Source organism: Streptomyces sp. TOM-9 (assembly GCF_056858595.1).
Window position 1 is genome coordinate 196,472 of sequence record NZ_JBXEQB010000001.1, and the last position, 18,026, is coordinate 214,497.

Here is an 18,026-nt window from a genome sequence, read left to right on the forward strand (position 1 = left end):
CCCGGTGGGAGGCTCCTTGAACACCATTGCCGAGTACAAGCTCCACCCGCCCGCGCGGCCACGGCGGTTCGTGCCGCGGCCGCGGCTGCTGCGTCGTCTGGACGCCGCGGTGGAGCCCGTGGTCGTCGTCTCGGCGCCGCCGGGCGCCGGGAAGAGCGTGCTGCTCGCCGACTGGGCCCGCGCCCTCCGGGCCCGTGGCGGCCAGGTGGCGTGGCTGGAGCTGGACGCGTACGACAACACCCCGGCGCGGCTGTGGGCCGGGATCCTCACGGCGCTGAGCCGGTTCCGGCCGGGGCTGCCCACTCCTCCGCCCGCCGGGGCATGGACCCTGGAGGTCTGGGTCGAGGACCTGCTGCCGCGCATCCTGGCGGCGCCGGCGGGCGGATCGCCGCTCACCCTGGTGCTGGACGGGGTGGAGTGGCTCACCGACCAGGCGGCCCTGCGCTGCCTGGGGGACTTCCTGACCGCGCTTCCCGCGGGCATGCGGGCCGTGCTGGCCACCCGCCACCTCCCCGGGGCGCCGGTGCCGGCGCTGCGCGCCCGGGGGCTCGCCGCCGACCTCGCGGCGGACGAGCTGCGCTTCACCCCCGAGGAGGCGGCCGCCCTGCTGGCATGCGGCTCCGGCGGCCCGGTGGACGAGCGCAGGGTGCGCGAGCTGCACCACCTGACCGAGGGATGGGCGGCGGGCCTGTGCATGCTGGGGCGCACGCGCGCCGGGTACGCGGCCGGTGTCCGTCAAGGCGGGCATGCCGTCGACGGCGCCCGCGCGGTCGCCGACTACCTCGGCACCGAGGTCCTGGACCGGCTCACCACCGAGCAGCGCGCCTTCCTGCTGCGCACCAGCGTCCTGGACGAGCTGAGCCCGGAGTCCTGTCGTGCCGTCACGGGCAGCGACCGCGCCGGAGTGCTGCTGCGCGACCTCGCGCGGACCGTACAGCTGCTCGTGCCCTCGGGTACGGCACCGGGGGCCTACCGGCACCACCCGGCGTTGCGCGCGCTGCTGGCCGGGGTCCTGGCCACCGAGCAGCCAGGTGGGGCCGCGGCACTGCACCACGCGGCCGGGCACTGGTACGGCGAGCGGCGTCGGACGACGCCCGCCGTACGGCACTTCGTGGCGGCCGGCGACACCCCCGGCGCGCTGACGGCGGTCCTTCAGGCCTGGGAGGAGACCTTGGCCGCGGGCCGGACCGCGGACGTCGCTCGGTGGCTGCGCATGCTGCCGGCTCGCGCCGTCCGCGCCGACGCCCGGCTGTGTGTCGTGGCGGCGATGACGGCGCTGTGCGAGGGCGATCCCGAGGCGGCGGAGCGGTGGCTCGACGTGGCGAAGGCCCGGCCGTGCGGGCCGGGCACCGTGGGGGAAGGGGGAACGGTGGCGCAGGCGGCGGCCGTTGCCCAGGCTCTCGTCCGCTGCTTGCGGGGGGAGAGCGCCGCTCAGGTCCGGCTCGACGGGGCGGCTGTCCGCCGTCCCCCCGCGCTGACCGCCTGGCGGGCGCTGGCTTGCGTCGCCCAGGGCACCGCGCTGCTGTGGCAGGGGCGTACGCAGGAGGCGGACGCCCGGCTGGCCGAGGCGGTCCGCGACGCGCACGGCGCCCGGCACTCGCTGGTCCTGGTCCGCGCCCTGGGCTCGCGGGCCCTGTGCGCGTATCTGGACGGGAACCGGGAACGGGCGCGCACCTTGGTGGAACAGGCTCTGGACACGGCCCGTGCCGAGGGTCTGAACGGCCACTTCGCCGCGGCGCCAGCCCATCTGTGCCATGCGGGACTGCTGTTGGAGGACCTCGCCCGTACCGAGGCCGCCGAGGCCCTGTCCGGCGCGGCGCGGGCGATGACGGCGACCGTCCACGGCGGCGAGCCGCACTTGTGGGCGCTGGCCGGTGTCGTCGCCTCGGGTCTGCCGCGCGGCGTTCGCGGCGCCGTCCCCGTGTCCGTGCCCGAGGATGACGGTGCCGTTCCGGAGGTGCTGGGCGGTCTGCTCGCGCGCCTTGGCACGGCACGGCCCGAGCCAGCAGCATCAGGTGCAGCGCCGCGAGCGCAGGACCTGTCCCCTGGGGAACGCCGGATCCTGCGCGCCTTGTGCGGTCCGCTGACGCTTCGGGAGATCGCCGCCGAGCTGCACGTGTCCCGCAACACCGTGAAGACCCAGGTCAGTTCCCTGTTCCGGAAGCTCGACGCGCACAGCCGCAGCGGCGCAGTGGCCCGGGCCCGGGAGTGCGGCGTGCTGCATCCCGGGCCCGGCACCCCCTACGAGGCGTCCTGCCGGCGGGCGTAGTCCGCCTGGGCCGTGTACGCGGTGTCCTTCTCCTTGGCGGGACCGTCGATGCCGCACACCTTCCGGGCGAGGTCGGCGATGGGCCCGCTCGGGGACAGCTCGGCGCGCTTCATGGTGAGCGTGCGGATCGCCAGCAGCGGCGTGCCGTTGAAGTTCTCGAAGGTGCTGATGCGGTCGCCCCAGTCGGACAGGAACAGGTCGCGGATCACCCGGCTGATCTTCAGCCGGTCGTGCGGCCTGCCGACCGGGCCGGTCTGCAGTGCCTCCAGCCAGGGCCGAAGCTCCGGGCGCTGCCACTGTCCCTCGGTGGGGAAGATCAGCGAGGCGCGCCCGGCCAGGTCGATCACCTCGTTGACCATGCGGGCGATGTTCTCCAGGTAGTACGCCCTGCCGTAGTCGAACATCAGGACGTTCGGCTTGTACAGGCCGCCCGGGGTGGTGAAGCCCTCGTCCTCGCAGGCGAGCACATGGGCCTTCAGCGTCTGGTGGAACCCGGCGAACTGCGAGATGCGCGCCTGCACCGGGGGCAGCTGGTAGGTACCGATGTGCTCGGTGACCAGCAGGGTCAGTCCGAGCATCAGCTCGGCGCGCACCATCTGCCGCACCAGCGCCTGGTAGTGCAGCCAGTCGAAGACGCGCTGCGGGTACAGCGCGGCGTGCTGGGGGTTGCCGATGTGGAACACCCGGTCCCAGGGGATCAGCACGTCCTCGAAGAGGATGACGCTGTCGAGCTCGTCGCCCTGCGAGGCGAGCGGGTGCTCGACGTCCTCGCCGTCGCGGACGTTGCTCTCCCGGCAGATGATGGTGACGCCGGGCGCGTTGGGCGGGACCGCGCCGAAGATGACCTGATCCGGCTGGATGCCCGGGCGGTAGAACACGCCGATGTGGATCCAGTCGCCGAAGGCCGCGCCCGTGCCGATGGCCTTGACGCCCCGTACGGTGATGCCCTCGTCGGAGGTGGCCACGACCTTCAGCGCGGGCGATTCCGCCTGCGCGGATTCCCGGGAACGGTCGGTCTGCGGGTCCACGAACGCCGGCGTGGTGTTGAGGTCGCCGTCCCGCGCCTGCCGCCAGAAGTCGAGGATCCCCGCGGTGAGGTCCCGGCCGTCGGTCCCCACCGCCTGGCTGCTCCAGGGCTCGGGGTCGTCGACGTAGGTGAGCAAGACGTAGTTGTTGACGTCGGGGGTGCGCGGGGTGGCGCCGCCGCCCAGCTCGTGCAGCACGGTCTCGATGTAGCGCCGCTTGCGCTTGAGGTCGTCCTTGCTGCGGTGCTGGAACCACGTCATGGACCGGCGGACACCGTCCTCGTCCACGAACGTCATGACGTCCTGGAGGTCCGGGCGGTGGTGCAGGTCGTAGAACTCGGCGATCCGCCGGGCGTACGCCCTGGTCTTCGGGTGCGTGGCGACGTTGTCGACGAGCTCGTCGCCCACCCACACCTTCCGGCCGTCGTCGAGTGCCGCCAGGTATTCCTTGCCTGTACGCACGTCGTGCTCCTTTCCGGGACACGGGATCTGGACGGAACGCAGCCTGCGCCCCAACGGGGTGAGAGCGCGCCCCGTCGCGGCACATCACCCCGGGTGAAACCGCCGGTCACAGGCCCTGCGGCATTGAGGAGGCCCGGTCCCGTGCGGCACGATTGCGGCATGCACGATGCGGTCTCCCGGACGACGCACTCCCCCCGCCTGAGGGGGCGCGACGACGAGATCGCCGCGCTGCGCGCGGCCCTGGACGGGGTGCTCCGCGGTGAGGGCGCGTGCGTGCTCGTGGAGGGCGCGTCCGGCACCGGCAAGAGCGGACTGCTGACCCGCCTGGGAGAGCTGGCGGGCGCGGCCGGGTTCGACGTCCTGTGGGTACGGGCCGACGAGCTCGACCAGTACGCCCCGCTGGCCGCGCTGCACGCCGCGGTGCACGGCCCCGCCGCCGGCCGCGCCCCCGACGTCACCGGCGACCGGCGGCTGTGGCTGCTGGACGGCATCACCGACGCCTTGGAGGACCGCGCGCAGCGCGCCCCGGTGGCGGTCCTCGTCGACGACGCGCAATGGGCGGACCCGGCCACCTTGTTCGCCCTGCGGACGCTGCCCGGGCGGCTGGCGGCCTCCCGGGTCCTGTGGGTGATCGCCGTACGTTCCGGCACCGAGCGGTCAGACGTCACCCGGATGAGCCGTACGCTGCGCGACCGGGGTGCGCGCGGGCTGACCCTCGGGCCGCTCCCGCCCGCGGCGCTGCGGCAGCTGGCGGCGGACGTCCTCGGGGCGGCGCCCACCCCCGCCCTGTCCCGGCTGCTGGACGGCAGCGCGGGCAACCCCTTCCTGGCGATCGAACTCCTGCGCTCGCTGCGCGACGCCGACGCCGTCGGCATCCACGGCGGCACCGCGACCCCCCTGACCCAGGAGATGCCCGCCGGATTCCGGCGCAGCGTCCGGGAGCGGCTGGACCGGCTGCCCGAGGACGCACGGCATCTGCTGCAGATCGGCTCGGTGCTGGGCCGCGCGTTCGACCTCGGCGTCGTCGCCCGGATGCTCGGCAGGCCGGTCGGCGGGCTGCTGTCCGCCGTGGACAGCGTCCTGGGCGCACAGCTGCTGGTCAGCGCGGGCCGCCGGTTCGCCTTCCGGCACGACCTGATCCGGCAGGCCGTCCACGACGACCTGCCGCTGCCGGTGCGCGTGGCCCTGCACCGGGAGGCCGCCGACGCCCTGCGCGACGGCGGCGGCGACCGGGCGGAGATCGCCTGGCACCTCGTCCTGGCCGGCGGCACCATCGACGACGCGTCCGTGCACACCCTGACCACCGCCGTCCGGGAGCTGTCGCGGACCGTCCCCGGATCCGCCGCCGACCTCGCGCGTCAGGCGGCGGACCTGCTGCCCGCCCACGACCCGCGGCGCGTCGAACTGCTCACCCATGCCGCCGAACTGCTCGGCTGGACCCGGCGGGTCAACGAGGCCCTGGAGCTGGTCGACGCCACCATCTCCGACGGGCTGCAACCCGCCCAGGAGGCCGCGCTCCGGCTGGTCGGCGGCGAGATCCACCAGGCGGCGGGCGACGACGCGGCCGCGATGAGCCATCTGCGGCGGGCCCTGGAGCTGCCCGACCTCCCGCAGGACCTGCGCGTCCGGCTGCTCAAGGCCAAGGCGACCGCCCACATCCACCGCCGTGAGATCGCGGCCGCGGAGGAGACGGACACCGGGCTGGTCGAGGCGGCGTACCGCAGCGCCGACCCGGCCGTCGTCGTCAGCGCCATGGTCTTCCAGTCGCAGACCGCCTTCTACCGCGGCCACCTGGACCGCGCCCTAGAACTCGCCGAGAACGCCTCCGGACGGGCCGCCACGACCGCCGACGGCCTGCGGCTGCGGCCGCCCCGCATCCCGGCACTGTGGCTGGCCATCGTGATGCTGTCCACCGACCGGCTGGAGGACGCCCCGCGGGTACTGCGCGAGGGCCAGCGCTCCGCCGAATCCCTCGGCCTGGGCTGGTCACTGCCCCACTGGCACGCCTGCCGGGCCATCGCCCTGCTGGAAGGCGGCGCCCTGGACGATGCGGCCGTGGAGGCCGAAGCCTGCCTCACCGTAGCCGCGGAGCTGGAGACGGCCCGCGCGGTGCCCCTGGTCCGCGCCGTCCTGGCCCTGGTCGACACCGCGCGCGGTGACCTCGCCCAGGCCGGTGCGCATCTGCGGGCCGCGACCGCGGCCGCACCCGACGGCACCCCGTACGGCCCGTGGACGGCGCTCGCCCACGCCCGCCTCCTGCAGGCCCAGGGCCATGGCGTGGCGGCGGCCGAGGCACTCGGCGCCTTCTTCCACGCGGGTGACCGTACGGCCTGGCTGCTCTGTCTGCCCCCCGGCCACTGGCCGGCCCTGGCGCGTACGGCACTGCGCGGTGGCGACCGGGCGACGGCCGAGGCGGTGGCCACGGTCGTGCGCGCCGTGGCCGAGGAGAACGGCGGTCAGGACGTCGTCCTGGCGGTACGGGACCACATCGACGGGCTCCTGGATGACGACCCCGCGGCACTGCAGGCAGCCGTCGCGGAACACCGTCTCGGGGGCCGCCTCCCGGCGGTCGCCGCGGCACACGAGGACCTGGGCACCCTCCTGGCCGCGCACGGCCGTACCGATGCGGCGGTCGCGTCGCTGGAGGAGGCCGCGCGGCTCACCGCCGGGACCGGGGCCCTCCACGACAACGAGCGCGTCCGCCGCATCCTGCGGGACCTCGGCGTACGCGCCTCCGGGATGACCCGCCGCGCGGCCGCCACCTCCGGCTGGGACAGCCTGACCGAGTCCGAGCTGAAGGTGGTGCCCCTCGTCGCGGAGGGACTCACCAACCGGGCCATCGCCGACCGCCTCTACCTGTCCGTCCACACGGTCAACACCCACCTGAAGCACGTCTTCACCAAGCTCGGCATCAACACCCGCGTGGAACTGACCCGGTTGGCGGTGGAACGGACCGGCGCGGGCGCCGACCGGACCTGACCGCTACCTGACCGCGGCCATCGCGGCCTCACCGCGCGGGCCGCCAAGATCCCTTGAATGGGCGATGCCCGCCCATGGCCCTCCTCCCGATGCTGGTGGCGGGGCAGGCCTCCGGTCCGGTGGCCGCCCCGCTCAGTTCCGGGAGTGAGGGACCATGACGACCGCGCGCGGATACCGCGGCTCTCTCCAGGGCATCGTGGCGGCCGGCGCGGCACCCCACGGCTACACCCTGGCCCTGTGGACGGCCACCGCCGTGTCCGCGTCCGCACGGGACGCACCGTCCGCCGCGGAGGTGCTGGCGCTGCTCACCGGCGCCACGCTCACCTACGTCGCGGTGGGGGCCGCCGCCCACGGCGGCCCCGGGCGTCCCCTGGCGCGCACGGCACCACCGGCCGGCCCCGTCTGGGCCGCACTGCACCTGCCCACGGTCGCCCTCGGCGCCGTGCTCAGCGCACTGATGGCGCACGTCCTGTCCGGGCCCCTGCTGTGGGGCCTGGTGGGGGCCACCGCCACCGGCGTGTACCTGCTCGGCGCGGGCGCCCAGTTCTGGTGGGCCGGGACCGTACGGCGCCCCTCACCCCCGTCACCCGGACCGACCGTACCGACCGTACCGACCCGAGGAACCGCCATGACGCTCGTACTCGACCCCGCCGCACAGGACCTGCTCTTCCGTGAGGCCCGCACCGCCAACACCTTCACCGACGCCCCGGTCACCGACGAGCAGGTCCAGGACATCTACGACCTGGTCAAGTACGGCCCGACCTCCATGAACCAGCAGCCGCTGCGGGTCGTCCTGGTCCGTTCCGAGGACGCCCGCGCACGCCTGGTGCAGCACCTGGCCGAGGGCAACAAGAAGAAGACCGCGACCGCGCCGCTGGTCGCCCTGCTCGCCGCCGACAACGAGTTCCACGAGGAACTGCCCGCCGTCTTCCCGCACTTCCCGCAGGCCAAGGACGTGTTCTTCGCCGAGCGCGCGGTCCGCGAGCGGTCCGCCGCCCTGAACGCCGCACTGCAGGTGGGCTACTTCATCGTCGGCGTCCGCGCCGCCGGCCTCGCCGCCGGCCCGATGACCGGCTTCGACGCCGACGCGATCAACAAGGAGTTCTTCCCCGACGGCGACCACTGCGTCCTCGCCGTCGTCAACATCGGCAACCCGGGCACGGACGCGTGGTTCGCGCGCAACCCGCGACTGGCCTACGACGAGGTCGTCAGCACCGTCTGACGCCGGACACCGAGGATGACCGCGCTCAAGCCCCCGGGGCCACCCCCGGGGGCTTGAGCCATTTCACGCGGGCCGAATTCCGCCCGCTCGTCAGTCGGCGGCAGACCAGGCGGAGGGACCGATTCCGCTTTAGGATCCTCGATGGGCCGGCTGCCGCAGTGGATTCGCATTCCGGAGCCCTTCGTATTGCGCGCCGCACATCGCAGAATTCGAACAGGAATAGGAGAGCCGCCATGACCCCGATGGCGTTCCGTCGTGGCATTCTCGCTTTCGGCCTCACCATGGCGGCCGTCGCCGCATGCGCCCCCGCGGCGAAGGACGCCACCGGCGAGGCGCCCGCTGCCGTCGTCGCTCCGGCAACGTCCATGCGGCCGACCGACAAGCTGTCCGTCCTGCTCGAGCAGGCACTCCCGAACGTCAAGGGCAAGACGTTCACCTCGGCGGTCGTGGACTACCCGCCCGATGGGAGCACGCCCCCGCACCGGCACGGGGATGCCTTCGTCTACGCCTACGTCCTCAAGGGCACGGTGCGCAGCCAGCTCGCCGGAGAGCCGGTGCACACCTACCGCAAGGGTGAGTACTGGGTCGAGCCGCCGGGCGCCCACCACGTGCTGTCGGAGAACGCCAGCCGAACGGAGCCCGCGCAGTTGCTGGTCGTCTTCATCAGCAACACGGGGGATGCGATCAAGGTCGACGATCCGTCGAGCTAGGACATCGGTTGCGGTCTCCAGCGCCGCGGCAAGCTCGGAGGAGAAGCATGAGCAGCCATGACGACGCGGATTACGCGGCCAGGGCGGCACGGCTGGGCTGCGCCTCGATGGTGGACGCGATGGGCCGCGTCCACAGCCATCGCGCGCACATCCTCGCCCTGTCGAGCCCCGTTCCCTCCAGGACGCTGTTCGGCCCGGCCGTCACCCTCGCGTACCTGCCCTACCGCGACGATCTGCCGCAGGCCGGGACCGGCTTCGGTGAACTCTTCGACCAGGCGGTCGGCGACGACCCGGCCGGGAAGGTCCTCGTACTGTCCAGCGGCGGGTACCCGGACGTCTCGCACGGTGGCGGTACGAAACTGTCCCGGGTCAAGCGTCACCAGCTCGCCGGCGTGCTGGCGGACGGCAGGCTGCGGGACTTCGCCCAACTGCGCGACCACGGCTTCGCGTCGTGGTGCCGGGGCGAGGCGACGCGCTGGGGCGGCGACGTCGTCATGCCGTACGCGGCCGGCGTCGCCGTCGAAGTCGCGGGGGTGTGCATCACTCCCGGTGACTACGTCTTCGCCGACGCGGCGGGAGCCGTGGTCATCCCTCAGGCCAGCTTGGAGCGGGTGTTCCAGGAGGCGGCCAAGGTCGAAGCCGAGGACTCCGAGTCCGTCGCCCGGCTCCTCGACGAACGCCCGCCCCGGTAGCGGCGCAGCTTCCGGGCGGCCGCAGGCCACACGTCCGGCGCCCGCGCCTGTCGCACCGTCGGGTAGGTGACCTCGGTACCGCAGACTGCGACAGGTCGCGCAGACGGACCGGCGCGACGGCCGACCGCCGTCATCACCAGCACGCACCGCGAACGAGGTTCTGCCGGCGTGTTGTCATCCACGCCCGGGCCCGCTCCCGCCAACGGCCGGGTCCCGCTCGCCGCCTGCGGCGCGAGCGGACTTGACGTGCCGTTGGGCCCGTGGACGGCCGTGGCCTGACCCGGATGCGGCCGTCGCGCGCCGGCGATTTTTCGATCCCGTCCTCTCCCTTGCCCGGTCGGGCCATCGGTGCCATGCTGCGTATCGCGAACAAGGTGTTCGCAATATGAACTCGCTCTGGCACCGCTCATCGACGGAGATCGTGATCATGTTCCAGCAGCTGTTGAAGTCAGCCGGCCCGCCCGTGGTCGGCACGTTCGTCAAGATCCCCTCACTGGAGATCGCCGAGATCATCGGCGCGGCGGGGTTCGACTTCGTCGTGATCGACACGGAGCACGCCCTGCTCTCGGTCCGCGACGTGTACTCCCTGGTGGTGCTCTACTCCCGGATGGACGTCGCGCCGCTGGTCCGGATCACCGACCACGGATACGGCGACGGCCAGCGCTACCTCGACGCGGGAGCAGCCGGGATCCTGGTTCCCCACGTCTCCAACGCCGCGCAGGCGGAGGCGACGATGAAGCAGTTCCTGTTCCCTCCCGCCGGTACGCGGGGGATGGGACTGGCGGCCCGGGCCGGATTGTGGGGCAGTATCAGCGGCGGTGCGGCCGAGTACGTGCGCGCGGGTCAAGAGGACGCCGCACGGATCGCGATGGTCGAGGAGCGGGAGGCGGTCGAGGACATCGAGGCGATCCTCACCGCGCCTGGCGTGGACGCCGTGTTCATCGGGCCCGGTGACCTCTCGCTCAGCCTCGGGGTGCCCGGCGGCTCGCCGGCCGTGCACGACGCCGTGACCAGGTCGATCAACGCCGCGGTCCGCGCCGGCGTCCCGGTCGGCACCGTGGCCCGGGGCGAGGAGCAGATCCGCTTGCGGGCCGAACAGGGCTGCCGGTTCATCCTGGTCGGCAACGACACCGGGATGATCTCCGGAGCCGCCCGGCGGACGCTTTCACAGGCGCGGGACGCCCTGCCGGTGGCCGTCCGATGATCGACAAGATCCGGCCCAGCGCCGCGGACTCCTTGACCCGCATCCGCAGCGGAGCGTCCGTCGCCATCGGCGGGTTCGGCCAGACCGGCGTGCCCGTCGACCTGATCGACGCGCTCTGCGACCGCGATGTGCGCGAGCTGCACGTCATCGCCAACAACGGCGGCCGGGGACTGCCCGGCGAGCGCGGGATCGGCAGGCTGCTCAAGGAGAACCGGGTCCGCAGGCTCTCCTGCTCCTTCCCGGTCAACCCCGACTTCTTCCGGCGGTACTTCGCCGGCGACGTCGAGATCGAACTCGTACCGCAGGGCACCCTCGCCGAACGGCTGCGTGCCGGAGGTTCGGGCCTCGGCGGGTTCTACACCCCGACCGCGGCCGGGACGATGCTCGCCGACGGCGGTTTCGTGGTCCGTTACGGCGAAGGCGGCACAGCCCGGGAGACGCTGACGGAGAAGGAGAGCCGGGTCATCGACGGCCGCACCTACGTGCTCGAGTCGCCGTTGCGCCCGGATTTCGCCCTGGTGAAGGCTCACGTGGCGGACCGGTACGGCAACCTCCGGTTCCGGCTCGGTGCCCGCAACTTCAACCCGCTGGCCGCGATGGCCGCCCGCACCACGATCGTGCAGGCCGACCACGTCGAACGCAGCGGATCCCTGCCGCCCGACGACATCCACCTGCCCGGTCCCTTCGTGGACCACGTCGTGGAAACCGCAGGGGAGCCGGTGCGATGACCACCACTCAGCAGGGCCTGACCCGGGCGGAACTGGCCCGCCGCGTGGCCGACGACCTGGTGGACGGGTGGTGCGTGAACGTGGGCATCGGCGCTCCGCTGCTCCTGCCGGAACAGGCCACGCCCGGAAGGGAGATCGTCTACCACAGCGAGCACGGACTGCTGGGCGTCGGCCCGGCGCCGCACGGCGCGCCGGACCCCGATGTCACCGACGCGGGCAAGAACCCCGTCACGCTGCTCGAGGGTGCGGCCTCCTTCGACTCGTCGCTGTCCTTCGCCATCGCCAGAGGCGGCCGGCTGGACCTGTGCGTGCTCGGCGCGCTCCAGGTCGGTGAGAACGGCGACCTGGCGAACTGGCTGGTCCCCGGCGGCAACCCCGGGGTGGGCGGCGCGATGGATCTGGTGGCCGGCGCCCGTCGCATCTGGGTGATGATGACCCATCTCGACAAGCACGGCGAACCCAAGCTGCGCAAGCGGTGCAGCTTCCCGCTCACCGGGCCGGGCGTGGTCGACCGCGTCTACACCGACCTGGCCGTGTTCGAGTTCGTCGACGGCGTCCTGACGCTGCGCGAGTGCGCCCCCGGCATCACCCCGGACCACGTCGCAGCAACCACCGAGGCGACCCACACCGTCGATCTGCGAGGGGGCCAACCCGTATGACCAGGCAGGTGTCCGCACGGATAGCCGGTGCCTTCGAGCATCCCCTGCGCAAGATCCCCGACCGCACCGTGCCACAGGTGATCGCGGAGGTCGCCTACGGCGCGCTCGCCGACGCCGGGCTCGGCCCGGCGGACGTCGACGGCTTCTTCTGCTCGGAGGTCCCCGGGCTCGGCTCGATCGCGATGGCCGACCACCTCGGACTGACGGACCTGTCCTATGTGGACGTCACCGAGGCCGGCGGCGCGTCCTACCCCATGCACGTCGGACACGCCGCGGCCGCCGTGGCGAGCGGCAAGTGCCATGTGGCCCTGGTCGCCATGGCCGGGCTCCCGCTGAGCGGTGGCGGCACCACCGGTGGTGCCCGCGGTCCCGAACACCCCTATGAGGCGGGTTACGGCATCACCGTGCCTGCCGGATACGCCCTGGCGGCACGCCGGCACATGCACGAGTACGGCACCACCTCCGAACAGCTCGCGGAGATCAAGGTGGCGGCCGCGCACCACGCGCAGTACAACCCGCATGCGCTGCTGCGCAAGCCGGTCACGATCGAGGAGGTGGTCGGCTCCCCGATGATCTCGGACCCGTTGCGCCGGCTGGACTGCTGCGTGACCACCGACGGCGGCGGCGCACTGGTCGTCGTGTCCGAGGAGGTCGCCCGCACCCTCCCCCGCCGCACGGTGAAGGTCCTGGGACACGGCGAGACGGTGAAGCACAGCGCGATCGGCCGGATCGACCTCACCCACACCGGCGCCGCGGTGTCCGGGCCACGCGCGTTCGCCGAGGCGCGGCTGACGCCGCAGGACGTCGACTACGTCTCGATCTACGACTCCTTCACCATCACCGTGCTGATGAGCCTGGAGGACCTCGGCTTCTGCGAGAAGGGCAAGGGGGGTGCCTTCGTCACCGGCGGCACCCTGCGGGCCGACGGCCGGCTGCCGTTCAACACCGACGGCGGCGGCCTGTGCAACAACCATCCGGATTCCCGCGGCGGCATGATCCGCACCATCGAGGCCGTCCGCCAGTTGCGCGGCGAGGCGGCACCGGAGGTCCAGGTGCCGGACTGCCGGATCGCCCTGGTCCAGGGCCACGGCGGCAATCTCGGCTTCCGCACCGCGGCGGCCACCCTGTTGCTCGGATCGGAGGACGCATGACCCCGCACGACCCGGTCCTCTCCCGCCTGGAGGAAGGGCTGGCCGAGGGCCGGCTGGAACTCCCCCGCTGCACCGACTGCGGCACGCTCGTCTGGTACCCGCGCGCCCGCTGCCCACACTGCATGTCGGACGGCCTCGCCTGGGAGGCGTTGTCCGGCACCGGCACCGTCCACTCCTACACCGTCAACCACCGCGGTCAGGGCGACCACGCCGGAAAGGGCCCCTTCGTCATCGCCTACGTCGAACTGGCGGAAGGCCCTCGTGTCCTGTCCCACCTGGACGCCGACCCGGACTCGCTGCGTGTCGGCACGCCCGTGCGGCTCAGCCGGGGGCTCGACCAGGAAGGACGCCTGCACCTGCGTTTCGAGCACCTCGAGGAGAACCCGTGACCTACACCAAGGACGATCCGCGCTCCGCACTGTCCGCGAGGACAGCACCGACACCCCGGGGGTCCGGCGAGGCGATCGCCGCGCCGCAGTTCCTCGACTTCTCCGTCACCGCCCCCGACGCCGTCACCGCGGCGGGCAGCCGGCAGTGGATCGTGCGGGGCCAGAACTTCGTACTGATCCACACCCAGCCGGAGCCCGGCGACACGATCTTCTCGGCCGAGCTGGCGTCGGAACAGGTCGTGCTGCTGATCGACGGGAACAGCTCGCTGCGCGGCTCCGGATCGGGCGAGGAGCACGCGGTCGACGGTCCGGCCCTGGTCGTCGTCCCGCCCGGTTCCAGCGAGATCGTCAGCACGGGCACCGGGCCGATCGTGCAACTGATCCAGTCCGACGAGGCCGAGTGGGCTGAACGGGCGGCCAACGCCGACCGCTACGCCGAGCCGCACCCGCGGGTCGCGCCGCTGGAGCCGTGGCCGGAGCCGGTAGGCGGCTACCGCTGGCGCACCTACCTGATGGCCGACGTGCCGGAGGACCCCGAACGTTTCGGCCGGCTCTTCCGCACCCGCGCCTTCATGGTCGGGTTCTTCAAGCCGGGCAACGGTCCCCGTGATCCGCACCGGCTCTCGCCGCACACCCACGACGACTTCGAGCAGTGCAGCCTGGTCGTCGCCGGCACCTACGTCCACCACATCCAGACGCCGTGGGGCCCCGACGCCACGGCCTGGCGGCCGGAGGACCACGCCCGCGTCGGCAGCCCCTCGGTCGCCATCATCCCGCCGCCCACCGTGCACACCTCGCAGGCCATCGGGTCCGGCGTCAACCACCTGATCGACATCTTCGCCGGCCCGCGCCACGACTTCTCCGCACAGCCCGGCTGGGTGCTCAACGCCGACGAGTACCCCGCCCCGGTCAACTGACCCCGGCCCACCAGACATCGTGCCTTCAGCGCCGAAGGGACCCCTTGCCATGTCCTCCACCACCGAAGTCAAGGCCAGATCGACCGACTCCGACCTACGGGCCCGCAGACGGCGGGCGATCACCAGCGCCTGGGCCGGTTTCGCCGTCGACTCCTACTCCATCTACGTGGCGTCGACGGCCCTGCTGCCCGCCATGGTCTACTTCCAGTCGAACCTCTCCCCCAGCCAGCTCTCGGTGTTCGTCGGCATGACCTTCGCCGCGACCCTGATCGGCCGTCCGATCGGCGCCCTGCTGTTCGGTCACTTCGCGGACCGGATCGGCCGGCGCAAGGTCGGGTCGATCACCATCTACGGGTTCGGCACGATCTCCCTGCTCATCGCGCTGCTGCCGGGCGCCGAGGTGGTCGGCCCCACGCTGGCCACGACGCTGCTGATCGGGCTGCGTTTCATCGAAGGCATCTTCCTCGGCGGGGAGTACACCGCCGCCACGCCGATGGCCCTGGAGTACGCGCCGCAAGGGCGTCGGGGATTCACCGGCGCGCTGATCCAGTGCTCGGCCAGCGGCGGCCCGTTCTTCGTGGCCATGCTCACCTCGATCGTCCTGGTGTTCGCGCCGAACGCCGGACTGCACTCGCCGTACGTCCAGTGGGGCTGGCGGATCCCGTTCTTCATCGGCGCCCTGCTGTCCTGGGGGGTCGCCTGGTTCCTGCGCCGGCGGGTCGAGGACTCGGACGTCTACAAGGAGACGGCACGGTCCAAGTCGCCGTTGCGCGACATGCTCAAGGGCTCGTCCGGCCGGGCGTTCCTGCAGTCCTACCTCATCATGACCGGCGTCTTCTTCGCGGTGAACATGCTCGGCAGCGTCATGCCGCAGCTGCTGCTGTCCAACGAGGGCTACACCGCGTCCGACCTCGCGCACACCCAGCTGGTCAACGCGTGGCCGGGCATGGCGACCTACCTCTTCTACGGCTGGCTGAGCGACCGGATCGGCCGCAAGCGGGCGCTGTACATCGCCGCGACGACCACGGTCCTGCTGACGCCGGTCACGCTCACGCTGATGGGCAGCGGGAACGTGCACGGCTGGCTCGGGCTGACCGCCCTGGCCTCGCTGACGAACGTGTTCATCGTCGGCTCGCTGGGCGTGCTTCCGGCCTACATCAACGAGCGCTTCGCCACCGCGGTCCGGTCGTCGGGCTGGGGAGTCGCGTACAGCACCGCGGTCGTCATCCCCGCGTTCTTCTCCTACTACCAGCTGTGGCTGGCCCATCTCGTGCCCTTCCACTACACCGCGGGAATCCTCTCCGCGTTCGGCGGACTGATCATCCTGACGGCCGTCACGGCCGGGCCGGAGACCCGCGGGGTCGACCTGAACACGGTGGGCGAACGAGCCGGCGCCACGGCATGACACTCACCACGAAGGCCAGGTATGCGCCCGGACAAGAAAGCCACGCCCGTCGCCGTAGCCGTCTTCGTCCTGCAGACCGCGGGCAGCGGTGTGGCGGTGTACGGCATCCCGGTCTACATCGCGGCGTTCCTCCGCTCGGGCACGGTGAGCGCGGCCGGGCTGTCCCTGGCGAGTACCGGGTTCTTCGTGGTGGGCGCCCTGACCGGGCCGTTGTTCGCCCGGCTCGGACAGCGCAGGCCGAACCTGGTGATGCTGGGCGCGGTACTGGGCGGGACGGCGGCCATCACGGCGATGGCCGTCCGTCCCACCGGGATCGTCGTCATCGCCGCGTTCTCGACGCTGGGCGCCATCTTCAGCGGCGGACTCGTCGTGGTGGGGACGATCGTGCTGGTGCGGGTCTTCGACGGCAGACCCACGGCCGGGATGGCACTGGCGACCTCCGGCTCCTCGGCGGGCGGCATCCTGGTCTCACCAGTGCTGGCACTGCTGCTGACCACGCAGGCGGCCCTCACCCGGTCGTTCCTGGCGATCGCGGCGGGATTCCTGGTGATCAGCTGCGGCGCGCTGGCGCTCGGCTCCTGGGCGACGGCACGGCCTTCGCCGGTGCGTGCGCCCGTCGTCCCGGCCGGTCGGGTGCGACTCCTCCGGCACTGGCCGTTGGTCGTGGCGTTCAGCCTGGTCAGCGCCTCGCAACTGGGCGCGACCTCGTACATCGTGGCGACCGCGCTGTCCCGGGACTTCACCGGCGCGCGCATGACGGTCTCGGTCGCGACCGCGGCGGCCGTCGCCTCGCGGTGGATCGGCAGCGCCGGCATCCGGCGGCTGGGCCTGCACCGCTGGACGGTGACCAGCTTCTGCGCCCAGGCCGTCGGGGTCGCCCTGGTCGGTGTGGCGCCGTACGGGTGGGTCCTGTTCCTCGGGGCCGTGCTGATCGGGCAGAGCCTGGGCATCACCATCCTGATCCGGTCGCAGGTGATCGTGGAGCTGTTCGGGATCGACGAGTTCGCCCGGAAGTTCGCCCAGTTCCAGACGTGGACCAGCCTGGGTTCCGCGGCCGGGCCGCTGGTCCTCGGCCAGATCTACTCGACCACGCAGGACTACGTCCTCGCGTACCTCACGTTGTTCGTGCTCAACGCGGTGGCGGTGCCGTTCCTGCTGCCGTGGATGCGCACGCCCCGACCCCGACCCTGGAGAACCGATGAAGTCCGGCACCCTGACCGTTCCGCGCTATGAGGAGCTGCTGCGCCGCACCGACGCCCCGCCGGGGTCGTCGTGGCACGTGTTCGGCCCGGGCGACCAGCTCGGCACGCTGAACTTCCTCACCCCGCAGTCGGCCCTCGACGGCGCGGCGCTCGTCCGGCGCGGCCGGGTGTTCAACCTGGACCACCCGCTGAACACGTTCGTGCCCAGCCCGGCCGGCACGCGGCCGCCGACCGCGCACCACATCTTCGCCAACAACCCCCACCACCGGGACGACTGGCTGGACTCGTTCTACCTGCAGTCCACCTCCCAGGTGGACGGGCTGCGGCACATCCGCCACCCCCGGCACGGCTTCTACGGGGGCGTCGAGGAGTCCGACATCGACGTGGGCACTCCCTCGCTGGGCATCCAGCTCCTCGCCGAGAAGGGCATCGTGGGCCGGGGCGTCCTGCTCGACGCGGTGCGCTGGTTCGACAGCATCGGCGAACCGCTGGCGCCGAACGCGCCGCGGGGCATCACACCGTCCGACCTCGACGCCATGGCCCTGCACTTCGGGGTCGAGTTCCGCCCGGGCGACATCCTGCTGCTCCACACAGGATGGGCCCGGCACTGGCTGAACTGCACACCGCAAGAGCGCGCGGCGCGCACCGGCAGCCCGGGCCTGCACCAGTCGGAGGAGATGCTCGCGTGGCTGTGGGACCACCGGATCTCCGTCGCCGCGTCGGACAACGGCGGGCTGGAGTCGTTCCCGGTCGATCCGGGCTCCGGCTGGGTGGACCCGGACGAACCGCCGCCCCTGCGCGGGCCCTCGCACAACGGCATGATGCACCGCCCGCTGATCGCGCTGCTCGGTCTGATCATCGGCGAACTGTGGAAGCTCGACGAACTGGCCGAGGACTGCGCCGCGGACGGGGTCTACGAGTTCCTGCTGACGGCCAAGCCGCTCAACCTGCTGGGAGGGGTCGGATCACCGCCCAACGCGCTGGCCGTCAAGTAGCCCTGACCCGAACACAG

15 protein-coding genes are annotated in these 18,026 nt (G+C 72.5%); 14 read left to right on the forward strand and 1 reads right to left on the reverse strand.

Annotation, left to right across the window (positions count from 1 at the left end):
• Positions 1-16 precede the first annotated feature (16 nt).
• Positions 17-2,269, forward strand: coding sequence for a helix-turn-helix transcriptional regulator (locus AC1VWI_RS00900; protein WP_499508924.1), 2,253 nt, complete (start codon positions 17-19; stop codon positions 2,267-2,269).
• Here the strand turns inward: AC1VWI_RS00900 and AC1VWI_RS00905 are convergent.
• Positions 2,242-3,756 carry a 4-hydroxyphenylacetate 3-hydroxylase family protein gene (locus tag AC1VWI_RS00905; protein WP_499508925.1) on the reverse strand — a complete coding sequence of 505 codons (1,515 nt, stop codon included), beginning with the start codon at positions 3,754-3,756 and terminating at the stop codon, positions 2,242-2,244. The genes AC1VWI_RS00900 and AC1VWI_RS00905 overlap by 28 nt on opposite strands.
• Positions 3,757-3,915: 159 nt before the next feature.
• Here AC1VWI_RS00905 and AC1VWI_RS00910 point away from each other — a divergent pair, with 159 nt between their 5' ends.
• The 13 genes from AC1VWI_RS00910 to AC1VWI_RS00970 all read left to right on the forward strand — a co-directional run bounded on the left by AC1VWI_RS00910 (position 3,916) and on the right by AC1VWI_RS00970 (position 18,009).
• Positions 3,916-6,735, forward strand: a complete 2,820-nt coding sequence (locus AC1VWI_RS00910) for a helix-turn-helix transcriptional regulator (RefSeq protein ID WP_499508926.1) — start codon at positions 3,916-3,918, stop codon at positions 6,733-6,735.
• 628 nt (positions 6,736-7,363) lie between these two features.
• A complete protein-coding gene (locus tag AC1VWI_RS00915; protein WP_499516692.1) occupies positions 7,364-7,957 on the forward strand; it encodes a malonic semialdehyde reductase in 594 nt (197 codons plus the stop codon).
• Positions 7,958-8,190: 233 nt separating this feature from the next.
• Positions 8,191-8,667: a cupin domain-containing protein gene (locus AC1VWI_RS00920; protein WP_499508927.1), complete on the forward strand. Its 477-nt coding sequence runs from the start codon at positions 8,191-8,193 to the stop codon at positions 8,665-8,667.
• 47 nt (positions 8,668-8,714) lie between these two features.
• A complete protein-coding gene (locus tag AC1VWI_RS00925; RefSeq protein ID WP_499508928.1) occupies positions 8,715-9,359 on the forward strand; it encodes an RraA family protein in 645 nt (214 codons plus the stop codon).
• Positions 9,360-9,744: 385 nt separating this feature from the next.
• Positions 9,745-10,563 (forward strand): HpcH/HpaI aldolase family protein, encoded by an 819-nt coding sequence (locus tag AC1VWI_RS00930; protein ID WP_499508929.1) that lies wholly within the window; start codon positions 9,745-9,747, stop codon positions 10,561-10,563.
• Positions 10,560-11,291: a CoA transferase subunit A gene (locus tag AC1VWI_RS00935; RefSeq protein WP_499508930.1), complete on the forward strand. Its 732-nt coding sequence runs from the start codon at positions 10,560-10,562 to the stop codon at positions 11,289-11,291. The genes AC1VWI_RS00930 and AC1VWI_RS00935 overlap by 4 nt, the downstream gene beginning before the upstream one ends.
• Complete coding sequence (locus AC1VWI_RS00940) at positions 11,288-11,950, forward strand: 3-oxoacid CoA-transferase subunit B (protein ID WP_499508931.1); 663 nt, start codon at positions 11,288-11,290, stop codon at positions 11,948-11,950. Before AC1VWI_RS00935 ends, AC1VWI_RS00940 begins: the two co-directional genes overlap by 4 nt.
• An 8-nt stretch (positions 11,951-11,958) precedes the next feature.
• Positions 11,959-13,101, forward strand: coding sequence for a thiolase domain-containing protein (locus tag AC1VWI_RS00945; RefSeq protein ID WP_499508932.1), 1,143 nt, complete (start codon positions 11,959-11,961; stop codon positions 13,099-13,101).
• Positions 13,098-13,490: a Zn-ribbon domain-containing OB-fold protein gene (locus AC1VWI_RS00950; RefSeq protein ID WP_499508933.1), complete on the forward strand. Its 393-nt coding sequence runs from the start codon at positions 13,098-13,100 to the stop codon at positions 13,488-13,490. Before AC1VWI_RS00945 ends, AC1VWI_RS00950 begins: the two co-directional genes overlap by 4 nt.
• Complete coding sequence (locus AC1VWI_RS00955) at positions 13,487-14,407, forward strand: cupin domain-containing protein (protein WP_499508934.1); 921 nt, start codon at positions 13,487-13,489, stop codon at positions 14,405-14,407. Before AC1VWI_RS00950 ends, AC1VWI_RS00955 begins: the two co-directional genes overlap by 4 nt.
• Before the next feature lie 49 nt (positions 14,408-14,456).
• The gene (locus AC1VWI_RS00960) at positions 14,457-15,812 is read left to right on the forward strand and encodes an MFS transporter (protein ID WP_499508935.1); all 1,356 of its coding nucleotides are present in this window, start codon (positions 14,457-14,459) and stop codon (positions 15,810-15,812) included.
• Between the two features lie 21 nt (positions 15,813-15,833).
• Positions 15,834-17,045 carry an MFS transporter gene (locus tag AC1VWI_RS00965; RefSeq protein ID WP_499508936.1) on the forward strand — a complete coding sequence of 404 codons (1,212 nt, stop codon included), beginning with the start codon at positions 15,834-15,836 and terminating at the stop codon, positions 17,043-17,045.
• Positions 17,011-18,009: a cyclase family protein gene (locus AC1VWI_RS00970; protein WP_499508937.1), complete on the forward strand. Its 999-nt coding sequence runs from the start codon at positions 17,011-17,013 to the stop codon at positions 18,007-18,009. Before AC1VWI_RS00965 ends, AC1VWI_RS00970 begins: the two co-directional genes overlap by 35 nt.
• Positions 18,010-18,026: the final 17 nt, after the last annotated feature.

Coding starts and splice junctions, on each gene's coding strand:
- AC1VWI_RS00910 (WP_499508926.1), top strand. CDS start 3,916: ATGCACGATGCGGTCTCCCGGACGACGCACTCCCCCCGCCTGAGGGGG.
- AC1VWI_RS00915 (WP_499516692.1), top strand. CDS start 7,364: ATGACGCTCGTACTCGACCCCGCCGCACAGGACCTGCTCTTCCGTGAG.
- AC1VWI_RS00920 (WP_499508927.1), top strand. CDS start 8,191: ATGACCCCGATGGCGTTCCGTCGTGGCATTCTCGCTTTCGGCCTCACC.
- AC1VWI_RS00925 (WP_499508928.1), top strand. CDS start 8,715: ATGAGCAGCCATGACGACGCGGATTACGCGGCCAGGGCGGCACGGCTG.
- AC1VWI_RS00930 (WP_499508929.1), top strand. CDS start 9,745: ATGAACTCGCTCTGGCACCGCTCATCGACGGAGATCGTGATCATGTTC.
- AC1VWI_RS00935 (WP_499508930.1), top strand. CDS start 10,560: ATGATCGACAAGATCCGGCCCAGCGCCGCGGACTCCTTGACCCGCATC.
- AC1VWI_RS00940 (WP_499508931.1), top strand. CDS start 11,288: ATGACCACCACTCAGCAGGGCCTGACCCGGGCGGAACTGGCCCGCCGC.
- AC1VWI_RS00950 (WP_499508933.1), top strand. CDS start 13,098: ATGACCCCGCACGACCCGGTCCTCTCCCGCCTGGAGGAAGGGCTGGCC.
- AC1VWI_RS00960 (WP_499508935.1), top strand. CDS start 14,457: ATGTCCTCCACCACCGAAGTCAAGGCCAGATCGACCGACTCCGACCTA.
- AC1VWI_RS00965 (WP_499508936.1), top strand. CDS start 15,834: ATGCGCCCGGACAAGAAAGCCACGCCCGTCGCCGTAGCCGTCTTCGTC.
- AC1VWI_RS00970 (WP_499508937.1), top strand. CDS start 17,011: ATGAAGTCCGGCACCCTGACCGTTCCGCGCTATGAGGAGCTGCTGCGC.